Source organism: Accumulibacter sp. (genome assembly GCF_032229525.1).
Taxonomy (GTDB): domain Bacteria; phylum Pseudomonadota; class Gammaproteobacteria; order Burkholderiales; family Rhodocyclaceae; genus Accumulibacter.
The window spans coordinates 5,426-21,000 of the sequence record NZ_JAVTWB010000005.1 but is presented as its reverse complement, the minus strand read 5'-3'; the positions used below and the strand labels follow the sequence as shown (position 1 = coordinate 21,000).

Sequence of the window (15,575 nt, the reverse complement as noted above, 5' to 3'; positions counted from 1 at the left end):
AACGGCAGCCGCCAATCCCGCACAGGCGAAGACTATGGCGTAGGGCGTGCCAGCGGGCTGGACAGACCCGCGCCTGTCGCCGATGCTAGAATTGCGGATTGATCGCTTCTGGTCCGGCGCTTTTCCCCCAAGGCGTGCGCCCGCCCAACCCGGCCACCAAACCCAAGAACAAGGAACCGCAGACAATGGCTGAGGAAGGTCAGTTTTTTCGCCCGGTGAAGGATTTCTGCCAGCGCACCGTCGTCACCTGCCGACCGGATGATGCGCTGGTGGACGTCGTCAGGATCATGCGCGAGAAGAATATCTCCAGCGTCGTGGTCTGTGACGACAAGCTGCCGAGCGGGATCATGACCGACCGCGATCTGCGCAACAAGGTGGTCGCTTCGGGTATCGACCCGTCGACGCTCGCCGTCCGGGCGATCATGAACAGCCCGTTGTCGGTGATTGGCGAAAATGACCTGCTCTACGAGGCGCTCTACCGGATGTCGCGCAAGAAGGTCCATCGTCTGGCGGTGGTCGATGGCAAGGGCAGGCTCACCGGCATCATCACCGACAGCGACATCATCCGCTTGCAGTCACACTCACCGCAGCAACTGGTCCTCGATATCGAGAACGCCCAGGATATCGACGAAGTGAAGGTGGTGTACGGGAGAATCCAGAGTCTGGTTCTGCATCTCAGCGGCAGCGGCACCAGCACCCGCGACATGGTGCGTCTGATTGCCCACCTCAACGACCAGATTCTTCTGCGCCTGATTGCGCTGTTGCGTGCCGACCGCTTCGCCAACCTGCCGGCGCGCTTCGCCTTTGTCGTGCTCGGCAGCGAGGGGCGCGGCGAGCAGACGCTGCTCACCGATCAGGACAACGCCATCGTCTATGGTGATGAACTCAGCACCGACGAAGTCGAGCAGATCGAGGAGTTCTCGCAGGTGCTGGTCGATTCGCTGATCGCCATTGGCATCCCGCCCTGCCCCGGCGGCATCATGGCCAAGAACAAGGAATGGCGGCGTAGCATCGGCAAGTGGACGGATCAGCTCGACCGCTGGCTACGAACCCCCACCCCAAAACACGTCCTCAGTTGTGGCACCTTTGTCGACATTCGTACGATCTACGGCGACAGCTCCTTCGAAAACGAACTCAAGACACAGCTGTACGCGCACGTGCGGCGCGACAAGTTGTTCCTCATGCGCATGGTCGAAAGCACCTTGCGTTTTGCCCCACCTCTGGGCTGGTTCGGCAAGGTCAAGGGGGAAAGCGGCGGCGAACACTCGGGGATGCTGGAGATCAAGAAGGCCGGCATCTTTGCCATTTCCGAGGGTGTCAAGGCCCTGGCCATTCAGGCGGGCAAGCTAAATGGCAGCACTCACCAGCGCCTGGAAGCGCTGGTCAAGGACAAGGTGATCAACCAGAAAATGGCCGACAACGTCGCTGAAACCTTCGACTTCCTGGTTCTGATGCGCCTGCGCGGACAGGTCGAAGCACTGAAAGAGGGGCGCAAGCCGGACAACTACATTCCGCTGGCACGACTCAACATGATGGAACTCGGCAGGCTGCAAATCGCCCTCAAGGGGGTTGAGAAATTCCAGGAATTCATCAAGGCTCACTTCCACCTGCATCTGCTCAGATAAGCTAAGCAGGGGCCACCCGGAGGAGCCGCGATTTCCCGGGTGGCGCGGCGGAAACAGGCCGGCTGGCTACGCCGGTGCTACGAAACGGGTCCCCTCAGTAGGTGTTGGTTTCCGTATCGTCAGTCTTCTTCACTCCCGGTTTACGTCCGCGCGCCGGGGTCGGCGGGTCGCACGATAACCGGCAGCTGGTGCCTTCGATCTTCCGGCCATCGATGAAGCGGGTCACCCGGCAACAAATCAGGTCACCCGATGAAGCGAGGCGCGCAACCACGTCGCGCAACTCCCCGATCGGAATATTGAGCGACTCGGAGATGTCAACATCGAGTTGCTCGCCATTGGCTCGCAAGAAACCAAGAATCGAATCGGTCATCTACTATCCCCAAAAAAAAAGCCTTCGCCAGTTGGCGAAACGATGTAGTGTGCGCCGCGAGCACCGTTCTGGCAAATCGCGCCTGCGCCTTCTCGCTTGTCAGGGGGCACAGCGTGCCATACCCCTCTCCTGCGACGGTCGCACCGGTACGAACCAAACGGGCCCAACGGGCCGTCCAGTCAGACACAAAAAACCCGGTGCCATGGCACCGGGTCTTGCTGAACGGGCCAGCCCGAACAAACAGCTTGCAGGCGCAGGTTCAGGCCGTTTTCTTGACTGGCTTGCCGACGGTGACGGCTGTCGTAGGCGCTTTTTCAGTCACCGGCGCGGTAAGCTGGCCGACGTTGGCATACGCCGAACGGGCCATTGCCATCAGCATCTTGCCGCTGCCAGTGGCAAGATCAAGGACTGGCGACGCCTTCTTCTTACCCTCGGCAAGCGCGCCGACCGCGCCCCTGCCGGCCTGCGAAAGCTGACTCCCGAAGACCTGCGTTACAGCGCTCGACGATTCATTGCAGATCTGATACGCACGACGCGAGTAGGCGACCGACTGCGAAACGGCCGAAATCGCCATCGGATGCTGCAGCGCTTTCAGACCCGCCAGATCCTTCACGCCCGCCAGAGCCTTGAAGCTCTCGGCATTACGTGCTGCGACGGCGCGGGCCGTATGCAGGTTCAAGGCAGCCAGCTTGCCCATCCCGTCGAAGGACGCATTGACGACAGACTTCAGCGCCTCCAGGCCGGCCATGTTGGTCTTGGTGAATTGCTCAGCTAGGTTGTACACGGTACTCTCCTTGAAGTTGTGAAATCGAGGCGGCACCCCGGCATCACCGCCACTCGAGGCCAATTGCTGCACTGCAGCGAATAATTCATTTTAGCCCTTGCGCAGGGATTGTCAACACTTTTTGCTGCACTGCAGCACCGCCTAACGTCAAGCCGCCGAACGACTCGCCCGGTGTTGCAATCGGCCGTTCGGCGCCGGACAAAAAGGCGTTTTGCGGTCACGCGCCCGGTCAGGGCGCCAGACGGCATGCACGTGCATCGGACAGGCGCCACTTGCTTCAGGCGCGGCGCCCGCAAGCAGTGATCAATTGACCAGGGAGAGCAGCATCGTGCAGGAAGAAACGCCATACCTCCTCATCGGCGGCGAAGCGGCAGTGGCCGGCCTCTGCCAGCGCTTCTACCAACTGATGGAAACGGTGCCGCAGTTTGCGACGATTCGCGCCCTGCACCCTGCCGACTTGCAGTCCTCGCGCGACAAGCTGTTCATGTTTCTCTCCGGATGGCTGGGCGGGCCAGATCTCTACGTCCAGAACATCGGCCATCCGATGCTGCGCCGCCGCCACCTGCCCTTCGCCATCGGCACAGCCGAACGGGACCAGTGGGTCGCCTGCATGCTGCTGGCGATGGAGTCGGTGGGCATCGAAGACGGGCTTCGCCAAAAGCTGTTGCTGTCCTTCTTCAACACCGCCGACTTCATGCGCAACCAGCCGACCTAGGCAGGCGTCATTTTTGCAGTGCAGCAAGCGTGGCGTGCCTGTGCTAGAATGATCGGCTTTCTTCAGAGGCTTGACCCAACATGTCCCGTGCTGTCCGCAACATCGCCATCATCGCCCACGTCGACCACGGCAAGACCACCCTGGTCGACAAGCTGCTGGTGCAGGCGGGCAGCTTCTCCGCCCACCAGCACATCACCGAGCGGATGATGGATTCGAACGACCTCGAAAAAGAGCGCGGGATCACGATTCTGGCCAAGAATCTGGCGGTCGACTACGCGGGTGTGCACATCAATATCGTCGATACGCCGGGACACGCCGACTTCGGCGGCGAAGTCGAACGCGTGCTGTCAATGGTCGATGGTGTCCTGCTCCTGGTCGACGCGGTTGAAGGCCCGATGCCGCAGACACGCTTTGTCACCAAGAAAGCACTGGCGCTCGGTCTGAAACCGATCGTCGTGGTCAACAAAGTCGACCGTGATGGCGCGCGACCGGACTGGGTAGTCGACCATACCTTCGACCTGTTCGACAAGCTCGGCGCCAACGACGAGCAACTCGACTTCCCGGTAATTTACGCTTCGGCACTCAACGGCTACGCGACGCTCGACATGGCCGAGCCCTCAGCGGACATGCGGCCGATGTTCGAGACCATTCTCAAGCACGTTCCCCCGCCACACATCGACGAAATCGATGGCCCGCTGCAACTGCAGATTTCGGCGCTCGATTACTCGAGCTACGTCGGGCGCATCGGTATTGGCCGGCTACAGCGTGGACGCCTGAAGCCAGCGCAGCAGGTCACCGTGATGTACGGCCAGGCCGATGCCGATGGCAAGTTCGAGCATGGCGCACCGAAGACCGCGAAGGTCAATCAGGTGTTCGGCTTTCGCGGCATGGAACGAGTGGCCCTGGACGAAGCAGTCGCCGGCGACATTGTCCTGGTCACCGGCATGGAAGACCTGTCGATCGGCTGCACCATCACCTCCACCGAGCAGCCCGAAGCGCTGCCGATGCTGCTGATCGACGAGCCGACGCTGAACATGACCTTCATGGTCAATAACTCCCCGTACGCCGGCACCGAAGGCAAGTTCGTCACCAGCCGGCAGATCGGCGAGCGCCTGCGCAAGGAGTTGCTGACCAATATGGCGCTGCGCGTCGAGGAGACCGCCGACACCGACAGCTTCCTGGTTTCCGGGCGCGGAGAACTGCATTTGACCATCCTGCTCGAGACCATGCGTCGCGAAGGCTACGAACTGGCAGTCGGCCGCCCGCGGGTGATCGTCAAGGAGATCGACGGCGAGCAGTGCGAGCCGTATGAAATGCTCACCCTTGACGTCGAGGAAACGCATCAGGGTGGGGTCATGGAAGCGCTCGGCTATCGTCGCGGCGACCTGCAGGACATGTCGTCGGACGGGCGCGGGCGCGTCCGCCTTGAATACCGTATCCCGGCCCGCGGCCTGATCGGTTTCCAGGGCGAGTTTCTCAACCTGACGCGCGGCACCGGGCTGATCAGCCACGTCTTCGATGAGTATGCGCCAGTCAAGGGTGACATCCCGGGCCGCCGCAACGGCGTACTGATCTCGGCCGAACGGGGCGAAGCCGTCGCCTATTCACTATGGAAACTACAGGACCGCGGGCGCATGTTCAGCAGCCCGGGCGACAGACTCTACGAGGGCATGGTGATCGGCATCCACAGCCGCGAGAACGACCTGGTGGTCAATCCGATCAAGGGTAAGCAACTGACCAACGTGCGCTCGTCGGGTACCGACGAGGCGGTGCGCCTGGTGCCCCCGGTCGCGCTGTCACTCGAGTCGGCGGTCGAATTCATCGCCGACGACGAATTGGTCGAAATCACCCCGAAGTGCATCCGCATTCGCAAACGCTTCCTGACGGAACACGAGCGCAAGCGGGCGTCGCGCGAAGGCTAGGACCCGATAAATAGCCCAACGGCGCCGATAACTTCATCGCCGGCGCCACCCCCGCGGCGCCTCAGGGCTCGCGCACGGCACCCTGACCAACTGCCCGGAAGCTTTCGGCAAAGACCATCGCCGCCGGAAAGAATTCGAGAAAATCGCGCTCGAACTCGCCATAGTGCACCGCCAGCTCGCACCCCGCTCCGCCCAGACGACTGCTTCGCCTGAGGCGGTGAACGGCGATCTGGTCGAGCGCCCGGCCTACCGCGGCCGGCTGACGGTAGCTGGTGAGCCAGTTCTCCTGGCGCATTCTGGGCAGGATCTGCGCCAGCCGCTCGGGTAAGGGTCGCCGCTCCAGCAGGGCGTAAACGCCGGCGGCAAAAGACTCGAGAGGCTGTTGCGCAAAACGTGCCCAGTGCACGGCGAGGAAGTGATCGTAGAACATGTCGATGATGATCCCGCTGTAGCGGCGACGTTCGGCGCTGATCCTCAGCCGGCTGCGGACAAAGGCCGGATGCGTATCGGCAAAACTGTCGATTCGCCGATGCAGGCGGAGGCCGTGCACCACGGCCGCACTCAAACCCCGGGGCGCCGGCACTAGCGGCCCCTTGACGAAATCGCCGAGCAAGCCGCCCAAGCGAAGATCTTCATCCGCACCGGCCAGCAGCGCGTGGGCCAGATAGTTCACGACGGCAGGTGGGGAAAATGCCGATTCGGCTCCTCGCCGGTGGGCGACACCAAGCGCAGCCCGGATCGATGCGTGTGCGGCAGATGCAGCATCACCAGTTCGCTGCCAAGCAGCGTGACATGGCCATTGCGACGATTGTCGCCGGTGTCGCTGTACTCGAAGTGATAGACGCGGCGCAGGCGCATCCTGCCATCGTCGTCGCGCCCCGGGCGCAGCGACCCCAGCGCGACCGTGTCGTCGAGCAGTTGCAGCTCTTCCGCATCACAAGCGGCGCGCACGGCGCGAATGCCCGCCTCGCGGGCCTTGAAGCTGTCGATCCAGAACCAGCCGGCGGCGAGCATGAGCAACAGGCTGAGCGTTTCCATCCAGGACATCATGTGACCCCTACGGCAGGTGCCCGCTCGGTGCTGCGCCGGCGGCGCGGCATTGTCCGGCAGAATGCCGTGCCGCAGAATGACTGGTCAGTCGCAAAGCTGACCAGCGGCTGGCACGCGCTTGGCTATACTAGCGAAAAATGGCCAACACTACATCCCGACCCGGTTCGCCGCCCCGCCGCGCTGCTCCCCTCCTCGCAACGATCGCCACGCTGCTTGCCGTGCTTGCAGCCGACCTGCCGGCGCTGGAAGCCAGCGATCCGTTCGACACCCGCGCGATCACGCCACCCCGCCCGGCCCTCGCGCTGTCCGGTCGGGACAGCAGCTATCTGCCGTGCCAGGCGTTGCCGGCCGACGCCGTCTACGGCGTCCTCGAAGTCGTTGACCTGGCACTGTGCAAAAATCCGACGACCCGCGAAGTGTGGTCCTTTGCCCGCGTGCAGGCGGCGCAGGTCGGACTGGCGCAGTCCGATTTCCTGCCGGGAATCGATGGTCGCCTGGCGGCCGGCCGGCAGACCATCAATTCGCAAAGCGCCAGCCAACGCTCCGCTTCGCTGACCCTCTCCTGGTTGCTGGTCGACTTCGGCGCCCGCTCGGCCAATCTCGAAGCCGCCCGGCAACTGCTGAGCGCCGCGTCGGCGACACTCGATGCCACCGTACAAAGCGTCTTTCTCGACGCCCTGCAGTCCTACTACAACACCCAGGCGGCGCGCGCCGCGGTCACCGCCGCGCTCGAATCGGAGAAAGCCAGCCGCGAGAGCCTGACGGCGGCCGAAGTCCGCTATCGCGTCGGGACCGGCACGCCGGCTGACCGCCTGCAGGCGCAGACTGCCTGGTCACAGGCGACACTCAACCGGATCCGCGCCGAAGGGGTGTTGCGCAACGCCTTCGGAAGGCTGGCCAGGGTCATGGGACTGGACGCCAACCAGCCGCTGCGGCTCGACGAAATTCCATCGGCAACCCCCGACGCCACTTTCGAGCGTGACGTCGCCGCGCTGATCAGCGAAGCGCGGCAGCGGCGGCCGGAGCTCAAGGCGGCCGAAGCCGAGCTGAAGGCAGCGCAATCGGGCGTCGACTACGCGCGCGCCGCCGGGCTGCCGACGATCTCGCTGAACGCAGGCCCCAACTGGGGAGAGCTCGGTGGCCTGTCGACCCACGGCAATTCGATCGGCCTGACCCTCAGCCTGCCGCTGTTCTCCGGTTTCAACACCACCTACAACGTCCGCGCCGCAGAAGCGCGCAGCGATGTCCAGGCCGCCCGCGTCGACAACACCCGCCAGCAGGTGGCCCTCGACGTCTGGGAAGCCTACCAGAGCCTGACCACGGCCAGCCAGACGATCAGGACGACCGCCGACCTGCTGGCCAGCGCCGAACAGTCCGAGCGCGTCGCCCTCGGCCGCTACAAGGCCGGCGTCGGCAACATTCTCGACGTGCTCAACGCGCAGAGCGCACTGGCCGCGGCGCGCTTGCAACGCATCCAGGCGATGCTCGACTGGCAGGTTTCGCGGGCGGCACTGGCCAGGGCCATCGGCATTCTCGACAGCAGTCTGCTGCTCTCCGTCAGCGCCCCATCCAAGACTCGAACGCAATGAAAATATCGCTCAGGAAGTCGGCCATCGCCCTACTCGTCGTCGCGGTCGCCGCGGGCGGCGTCTACTGGCAGCGCCAGAACGCCGCCCGCTCGCCCGAACAGCGCTACAAGACCCAGGTCGTCGCCGTCAGCGACATCACGCAGACCGTCTCGGCCAACGGCACGCTCAACCCGGTGGTGCTGGTCAACGTCGGCACCCAGGTCTCCGGAACGGTCACCAGGCTGTATGTCGATTTCAACGACAAGGTGGAGAAAGGACAGCCACTGCTGGAACTCGACGACTCGCTGCTCGCCGCCCAGGCCCGGCAGTCGGCAGCCAACGTGCTCAACGTCTCGGCCGCGCTCGATCTGGCGCGGGCCAACGAGGCCCGCATGACAGCCCTGTTCGAACAGGAATACGTCTCGCGTCAGGAACTCGAGCAGGCGGTGCAGGCGCGCCGCTCTACCGCGGCGCAGCTCGCCCAGGCCCGGGCGGCGGCCGACAAGGACCAGGTCAATCTGCGCTACACGACGATCCGCTCTCCGGTTTCCGGCGTCGTCGTCGACCGTGTCGTCGACCTCGGGCAGACGGTCGCCGCCAGCCTGCAGACGCCGACCCTGATCAAGATCGCCCAGGACCTCTCGGAGATGCGCATCGACTCGAGCTTCGCCGAAGCCGATATCGGCAAGATCAGGCCGGGGCAGCCGGTCCGTTTCACCGTCGACGCTTTCCCGGAACGCAGCTTCCAGGGCCAGGTACAGCAAATTCGCCTCAACCCGACGACGCAGCAGAACGTCGTCACCTACAACGTTCGCGTTTCACTTTCCAACCCGGAACACATCCTGCTGCCGGGGATGACCGCCTACGTCAGCATCGCCGTCGCCAGCCGCCAGAATGTCCTGCTGGTGGCCAACGCGGCCCTGCGTTTCAAACCGCCCGCGGACGACACGGGCGCCGGCGAGCGGCCGCTAGCCGGCGACAAGCGGCCCGCCAAAGGGCCCGGCGAGCGGACCGGCAAAGACAAGGACAAAGGCAGCGAACCCGCTGGCAGCAGCGGCACCGTGCACCTCATCGAGCACGGCGCGCTGAAAGCGGTGAGCGTGCAACTGGGGATCACCGACAACCGCAACACCGAGGTGCTGGGCGGTGAGCTGCAGGCGGGCGACCGGGTGGTGGTTGGCGAGAACCCGGCCAACTCGGGCGACAAGCCGAGCAGCGTCGGCATGCGCTTGTTCTGATGTCGCCGCCGCTCATTCGCGTCGCCGGGCTGGGCAAGTCCTACACCACTGCCGCCGGACCGTTCCCGGCCCTCAGGGGCGTCGATCTAAGCATCGCAACGGGCGAATTCGTGGCCATCATGGGCCCGTCCGGGTCCGGCAAATCGACCTTCATGAACCTGCTCGGCTGCCTCGATACGCCGAGCAGTGGCGACTATGTCCTGGCTGGTCACGAAGTGGCTCATCTCGGCCACGACGCCCTGGCGTCGCTGCGCAACCGCACCATCGGCTTCGTCTTCCAGGGTTTCAACCTGCTGCCGCGGATGACGCTCGAAGACAACGTCGCGCTACCGCTGGTCTACGCTGGCGTCGAACGCGACGAGCGACGTCAGCGGGCGCGCCGCGTGCTCACCCGCGTCGGCCTCGACGGCTATGCGGGCTCCTTGCCCAGCCGCATCTCCGGCGGCCAGCAGCAGCGCGTGGCGATCGCCCGCGCTCTGGTCAACTCGCCGCCACTGATCCTCGCCGACGAACCGACCGGCAACCTCGACAGCCAGACCAGCGCCGAGATCATGCGCGTCTTTGCCGAACTCAATGGCGAAGGGATCACCCTCGTCATCGTCACCCACGAGGCGGCGATCGCCACCTGGGCACGGCGGCAGGTACGCTTTCTCGACGGCCGGATCGTCAGCGACGTGGCGACGCCGAGCGGAGCACTCGCCGCATGCTGAAGGCCATGCTCGGCGAAGCCTGGAACGCGATGGGCGCCAACCGCCTGCGCACCGTGCTGACCATGCTCGGCATGGTGATCGGGGTCGGCTCGGTGGTGCTGATGATGGCCATCGGTCAGGGGGCTCAGTATGCCGTGGCGCAGACCATCAGCACCATGGGCAGCAACCTGTACATCCTGATCTCCGGCTCGACCAGCGCCGGTGGCCTGCGCAGCGGCGGTGGCGGCGGTCCCTCGCTCACCGTCGCCGACGCCGCGGCGATCGCCGAACTCGACGGCGTCAGTCACGTCGCGCCGATCCATCAAGGCCGGCAGCAGCTGGTCTACGGCCCGAACAACTGGAGCGCGACGGTCATCGGCACTACCCCCGCCTACCTCGATGCCCGCGCCTGGGCGATCGTCGGCGGTTACCCTTTCGGCGACTCCGACGTGCGCTCGGCCACCCGCGTCGCGCTGATCGGCCAGACCACCGCCGACAACCTGTTCGCCGCCGACGATCCGGTCGGCAAGACCATCCGCATCCAGCAGAGTCCATTCCTGGTCATCGGGGTGCTCGGCAAGAAGGGGCAAAACCTCGACGGGCGCGACCAGGACGATACCGTGATCATTCCGCTGACCACCGCCCAGCGCAAAGTTTTCGGCACCCCCTTTCCGGGCTCGGTGCGACTGGTCATGGTTCAGGCCAGCTCGGCCGAAGCAATGCCGGCGGTGCGCACCAGCATGATCGCCCTGCTTCGCCAGCGCCATCGCCTGCGCGAAGGCCAGGATGACGACTTCTATCTGCGCAACCTCACCGCCGCCGCCGATTCCGCAGCCGAAACCACCCGCGTCATGTCGCTCCTGCTCGGCGCCATCGCCTCGGTCTCGCTGCTGGTCGGCGGCATCGGCATCATGAACATCATGCTCGTCTCGGTCACCGAACGAACGCGCGAGATCGGCATCCGCATGGCCATCGGCGCCCGCCAGAAAGACATCCTCAGCCAGTTCCTGCTTGAAGCACTGATCATCTCGGTCGCCGGCTGCCTGGTCGGCCTGATCCTCGGTATCGGCGGCGCCCTGCTGATCAACACCCTCACCGACATGGCCATCGTCGTCTCCGGCGGCGCCGTCTTGGTCGCCTTCGGCGTTGCCGCTGGCATCGGCATCTTCTTCGGCTTCTATCCCGCTCGCCGGGCAGCAGCGCTCGACCCGATCGACGCCCTGCGCCATCAATAGACCGGCAGGGGCTACAATGCCGGATCCAAAACGACCACGAGAGCTGACCCATGCCCATTTTTGCCATCGGCGCCCGACACCCGCAGATCGACCCGCAGAGCTGGGTCGCTGCCACCGCCATCGTCATCGGCGACGTTCGCCTGGCAAAGAACGCCTCGGTGTGGTGGAACGCCACCCTGCGCGGCGACAACGACCCGATCATCGTCGGCGAGAACAGCAACATCCAGGACAACTCGGTACTGCACACGGACGAAGGCGTGCCGCTGACCATCGGCCGCAACGTCACCGTCGGCCACCTGGTGATGCTGCACGGCTGCACCATCGGCGACGGCTCGCTGATCGGCATCGGCTCGGTGCTGCTCAACCATGCAGTGATCGGCAAGGGCTGCATCGTCGGCGCCAACACGCTGATCCCCGAAGGCAAGATCTTTCCCGATCACTCGCTGATTGTCGGCTCGCCCGGCAGGGTCGTGCGCCAGCTCAGTACGGAGGAAGTTGCCCGCCTGGCGCACAGCGCCGAGCACTATGTCGCCAACTGCCAGCGCTACCGGCGCGAACTCGAAGCCCTGTAGCGCGGGTCTGCAGGGTGCACGGCTTGACCCAAGCGCAAGAGGTCAAGATATTTTCCAGCCTTGACTGGCTGATCTCCCGAACACTTCCCCGATCTGCGAGGCCAGCATGGCGACCGACTTGAGCGCGGCTTTCAACCAGTACTTCGAGCTGCTGCTCGCGGACGACGACCACCTGCGCGAGGAAGTATTCCGGCTACGCTACCAGGTGTATGTCGTCGAGACGGGTTTCGAGCGACCGGAAGAGCACCCGAACGGCATCGAGCGAGACGCCTTCGACGATCGCTCCCAGCACTACCTGCTCAGGCATCGTGCCACCGCTGCTTACGCGGCGACGGCCAGAATGATCCTGCCCGACCGATCCGCTCCCCTGGCCCTCTTTCCCATCGAGACCCACTGCCACTTTGACGAAGGACGGGCCGTTCGCGATCCGCAGGAGCGAGGTCGCTTAGGTGAGCTGTCCCGCTTCGCGGTCTCCAAGGCCTTCAAGAAACGTCTTGGCGAGGCTGGCAGCGCAACAGGCATCTCGGACGACGTGGAAATGTATTTCGAGCCGGACGAGCGTCGCATCCTGCCGCACCTGTCGCTGGGCTTGTTTGCCGCCGAGCTCCGGATGATGCACACGCACGGCCTGACCCGTTGCTACGCCGTCATGGAGCCGGCACTGTATCGACTCATCAGCCGCTTCGGGGTGAGCTTTCAGCAGATCGGCCCGATCGTTGACTATCATGGCCAGCGCATTCCCTGCCTGGGCGACGTCAACGAATTCCTGCCGAACATCAAGCGCGTCGCCCGGCCGGTGTGGGACCTGATGACCGACGCCGGGCGCTACACCTGCGGCACGGAGTGATGGCGGGGCCTGCTGAAGGTCGATCCGCCGAGCGGGGTCGCCGTACAGGCCACGGCCGACGGCCATCCCGCTTGGCCAAGAACCGTCTGATCGCCTGCAACCCCACGCGGCGCGGCGATAAAGCCAGGATCAGCCCTGGCAACAGCTGACTGAGGCCTGTCGAGAGCTCTCGCGCATCCCCCGCTCACCCAGCGCGTTCCTGCGCCAAGGCAGCGCAGTAGCGGTCGCACTGGTGGCGCCTTGCGCCCACCATTCTGTCGCGAACTGGCAGCGCTACTGGCGCAAACGTGAAGCTGATGGACGGCACAACGCCAAGCTGCGCTTCCTCGACCCGCGCTTGTTGTTCCTCCTGGCGAGCGCTCGCCCTTGGTCCGCTTTCCCCTCGTACTGCTTGTCGTCCTCTCTGGTCCCCGCAAAAGCGGAAGCCCCTCGAAAAGAGGGGCTTCCAGGGGTACTGCCGACGACTCAGTGTCCAGCCCAGGTCAGGACATTTTACGCCGCTTCAAGCTACCGCCTGCCAGACCCAGCAAGCCAAAGCCCAAGAGCGCCAGGGTTCCGGGTTCTGGCAACTTGCGGATGTTGACCTCAAAGGTGGTGTCGTCGGTAACAACGAACTGACTTCCGCTGGTAGGCTTGAGAGTACCGTTCGCGGTAATCAACGGAGCGAAGATATAGCCGGGGAAATTCTGATCATAAATCGTCGCGTTAATAGAAAAGCTTCCGACGCCCGTTCCCGACGGAACGGAAAAGAACTGCCCCAAGAGTGCCGGACCAGTCCCCGCCCAGGCATCACCCGGAGCCATCTTGACACCGACCCGTACGGTACCGTCGCTGCCGGTATTAAACGCGTTCACCATGGTGCCACCGTCCCGATCAAACGCGGTCGGGACAGCTTGGTTGTCTTCAATGAACAGGGCCACGGTGGCCGGATCCAAAGCACCACCACTCGGTGCGAGGAAGGAAGTGGTGGTGAACAAACCGCCGAGGGCCGCGTTGGCCAAACCCCACGCGTGATTGAAGCCAAGTGCTACCGCCCCAAATTCAAACAGTGCGCAGCTGGTAAGTGCTGCATTACCGCAAGCAAGGGCAGGCAGCGCAGAAGGAGCAGACAGGACTTCCGTCGCGAAGGCTGCCGTCAGCTGGGTGACTGTGTTGACGCCCACGCCCGAAGTCGGGAAAGAGGTCATGCCAACGATGCCCACCAAATAGTCACCCTTGCTAATACCGCCGCTTCCATCCACGTCGATAAGGATTTCGCCGCTGTCATCGGACCATTGCTGCTGACCGTTGACAAAGGCACCTGTTACCGAAGGCCCCGCAGAGGCTGGCACCGCGAAACCCATTGCCGCGCAAATCGCGGTTGCCATCACCGAAACTTTAAGCGTTTTCATGTTGTGTATCTCCTGGTTAATTTGTGAGCTCGCTTGATGCAGCGTCCCCGGCAATAGTAAAGCAATCGTTATGCCAGCTCATGTGATTGCACTTTATCCCGTTGAAAATGCAGCATATTTATTTTTCACGTAGCGAAAAACCGGCGTTTTGCTGCTGTCCGCGAGGCGCAAGTGTAAAAAAAGTCGACACTCAGCGTCGCGCAAAACAACTTGCGTGGTTGGAGTTCGCCATGCTAGCCAACAGCGTAGACGCCCTCCGGCCACCTCAGGCGGCAAGGAGTCAACTAAGACGGAGACGGGCCAGCAACCGCGAAGGACCGGCACAGCGTGCTGCTGATGCCATTACTGAGGCTGGCGATGGCGCCGGCGTCGGAACACGACTGCCACCAAGAAAAAAAGGATTCAGTCTGCTGGCCCGCCGGCACGGCAAGCGTTGGGCGGCCATCGCCCTGATCCCGCCCGCCGCCACGCCTGCGCCGCAGACCAGGGGAAGCTCAAGCCCCCTCGAGATAGTCCACCAACGGCCGCCGCCCGCTGACCACTGGCGACCGGGTGGCCGAGCCCATCCGGAACAGCATTAGCGGGACAAGCTCACCCAGTAGTCCTTTCCAGCCTTCCGCCAGGCCCTGCTGCAAGGCACCGGGGATGCCCTCTGCCGGCGCACCGGGGCAGGCGTAGAGCGCCGAAGCCGGCATCGGCTGCAGGACGCGACCCTGTGCGGTCGCGACCAACCACAAGCGCTGGAACGATCGCCCGGCGTCGAACAGGGACTCGCTGCCGGGGTTCTTTACCGCCAGCAATCCCAGATGTGGCGCCAGGCGGCAAGGCAGGTAGCACGAGCGGATGCCGAGCATCTGGTGCGCCCCGATCAAATTGGCCAGGCGCGCCACCCGCCAATTGCGCAGCATGGCGAAGAAGGGTCGTAGTGGCGGCTCCACGCCGAGGCTGCCGGGCGGCAACCCCTCCGCGCAACTGCTGTGCCAGCCGACGTCGAAGCGGATGGCCGAGAACAGCTCCTGGTGCAGGATCGGGTTGCGGAAGCGCTCGGTCTCGGCACGGCGCATCAGACTCAACGCACGCTGGCGCCTTTCACCTTCGTCCAGCCAGAGCAGGCTGCTGGCGGGATAGGCGCGCACTGCGGCAGCGAGTTCGGCGCGTTGGGTGTCGCTCATCGCCGGCCCGCGAAAACGTAGTTGCCGGCTGGTGTGCCGCAGCGGGATGGTCTGCCACAGCGGATCGGCTGGCACGCCATCGGGCCGGACGCGGACCTCGAGCAGCAGATCCGGTCGCGCCGGGTCGGGCACTAACCCCATTTCGGTCGCCATGCCGAAGCGAGTGGCGGCGATTTTCAGGTTTTCAGCCAGAGCACCGAGTGACAACAGGGCAAGGACTCGCTTGTAGCCACCCTCGGGAGGCAACTGCTGCCCGACATGGCGGATGCGGATAGTATCGTCGCTCAGTTGAAAACGCAGGCGATGGTGGTTATCCGCCGACGGCGCCAGGATGGCGCTTTGCAGGATGAACTGCTGTTGTTCCTGGCTCAGCGCGACCATCTCACTTGATTCCCAG

15 protein-coding genes are annotated in these 15,575 nt (G+C 64.1%); 9 read left to right on the top strand and 6 right to left on the bottom strand.

Features of this window, described 5'->3' with window-relative positions; translation table 11 throughout:
• The first annotated feature begins 185 nt into the window (after positions 1-185).
• Positions 186-1,625: a DUF294 nucleotidyltransferase-like domain-containing protein gene (locus RUW20_RS00335; RefSeq protein WP_313950193.1), complete on the top strand. Its 1,440-nt coding sequence runs from the start codon at positions 186-188 to the stop codon at positions 1,623-1,625.
• Positions 1,626-1,719: 94 nt separating this feature from the next.
• Here the strand turns inward: RUW20_RS00335 and RUW20_RS00330 are convergent, their stop codons facing one another.
• A complete protein-coding gene (locus tag RUW20_RS00330; protein ID WP_313950192.1) occupies positions 1,720-1,995 on the bottom strand; it encodes an ArsR family transcriptional regulator in 276 nt (91 codons plus the stop codon).
• Between the two features lie 259 nt (positions 1,996-2,254).
• Positions 2,255-2,779 (bottom strand): phasin family protein, encoded by a 525-nt coding sequence (locus tag RUW20_RS00325; RefSeq protein WP_313950191.1) that lies wholly within the window; start codon positions 2,777-2,779, stop codon positions 2,255-2,257.
• Positions 2,780-3,107: 328 nt separating this feature from the next.
• Between RUW20_RS00325 and RUW20_RS00320 the strand changes: the two genes are divergently transcribed.
• On the top strand, positions 3,108-3,494 hold the full coding sequence (locus RUW20_RS00320) for a group II truncated hemoglobin (RefSeq protein WP_313950195.1): 387 nt from the start codon (positions 3,108-3,110) through the stop codon (positions 3,492-3,494).
• An 80-nt stretch (positions 3,495-3,574) separates the two neighbouring features.
• Entirely contained in the window at positions 3,575-5,416 is a 1,842-nt protein-coding gene (typA, locus tag RUW20_RS00315; protein ID WP_313950190.1) for a translational GTPase TypA, read from the top strand.
• 61 nt (positions 5,417-5,477) lie between these two features.
• Here the strand turns inward: typA and RUW20_RS00310 are convergent, their stop codons facing one another.
• A complete protein-coding gene (locus RUW20_RS00310) occupies positions 5,478-6,089 on the bottom strand; it encodes an ACP phosphodiesterase (RefSeq protein ID WP_313950189.1) in 612 nt (203 codons plus the stop codon).
• Positions 6,086-6,454: a DUF3301 domain-containing protein gene (locus RUW20_RS00305; protein WP_313950188.1), complete on the bottom strand. Its 369-nt coding sequence runs from the start codon at positions 6,452-6,454 to the stop codon at positions 6,086-6,088. Before RUW20_RS00305 ends, RUW20_RS00310 begins: the two co-directional genes overlap by 4 nt.
• A gap of 149 nt (positions 6,455-6,603) precedes the next feature.
• On the opposite strand from RUW20_RS00305, the gene RUW20_RS00300 reads away from it, so the two are divergent.
• From RUW20_RS00300 to RUW20_RS00275, 6 genes are all read left to right on the top strand, one after another.
• On the top strand, positions 6,604-8,055 hold the full coding sequence (locus RUW20_RS00300; RefSeq protein ID WP_313950187.1) for a TolC family protein: 1,452 nt from the start codon (positions 6,604-6,606) through the stop codon (positions 8,053-8,055).
• Positions 8,052-9,272, top strand: a complete 1,221-nt coding sequence (locus RUW20_RS00295) for an efflux RND transporter periplasmic adaptor subunit (RefSeq protein WP_313950186.1) — start codon at positions 8,052-8,054, stop codon at positions 9,270-9,272. Before RUW20_RS00300 ends, RUW20_RS00295 begins: the two co-directional genes overlap by 4 nt.
• Positions 9,272-9,982: an ABC transporter ATP-binding protein gene (locus RUW20_RS00290; protein WP_313950185.1), complete on the top strand. Its 711-nt coding sequence runs from the start codon at positions 9,272-9,274 to the stop codon at positions 9,980-9,982. The genes RUW20_RS00295 and RUW20_RS00290 overlap by 1 nt, the downstream gene beginning before the upstream one ends.
• Positions 9,976-11,196 carry an ABC transporter permease gene (locus RUW20_RS00285; protein ID WP_313950184.1) on the top strand — a complete coding sequence of 407 codons (1,221 nt, stop codon included), beginning with the start codon at positions 9,976-9,978 and terminating at the stop codon, positions 11,194-11,196. The genes RUW20_RS00290 and RUW20_RS00285 overlap by 7 nt, the downstream gene beginning before the upstream one ends.
• A 50-nt stretch (positions 11,197-11,246) precedes the next feature.
• Positions 11,247-11,768 carry a gamma carbonic anhydrase family protein gene (locus RUW20_RS00280; RefSeq protein WP_313950183.1) on the top strand — a complete coding sequence of 174 codons (522 nt, stop codon included), beginning with the start codon at positions 11,247-11,249 and terminating at the stop codon, positions 11,766-11,768.
• A 106-nt stretch (positions 11,769-11,874) separates the two neighbouring features.
• Positions 11,875-12,615: a PEP-CTERM/exosortase system-associated acyltransferase gene (locus RUW20_RS00275; RefSeq protein ID WP_313950182.1), complete on the top strand. Its 741-nt coding sequence runs from the start codon at positions 11,875-11,877 to the stop codon at positions 12,613-12,615.
• Positions 12,616-13,097: 482 nt separating this feature from the next.
• Here RUW20_RS00275 and RUW20_RS00270 read toward each other — a convergent pair whose 3' ends face one another.
• Together RUW20_RS00270 and RUW20_RS00265 are read right to left on the bottom strand one after the other, a co-directional pair.
• Positions 13,098-14,006: a PEP-CTERM sorting domain-containing protein gene (locus RUW20_RS00270; RefSeq protein WP_313950181.1), complete on the bottom strand. Its 909-nt coding sequence runs from the start codon at positions 14,004-14,006 to the stop codon at positions 13,098-13,100.
• Positions 14,007-14,500: 494 nt separating this feature from the next.
• Positions 14,501-15,575, bottom strand: a 1,075-nt coding sequence (locus tag RUW20_RS00265; protein WP_313950180.1) for a hypothetical protein, incomplete at its 5' end; no start/stop codon positions are given.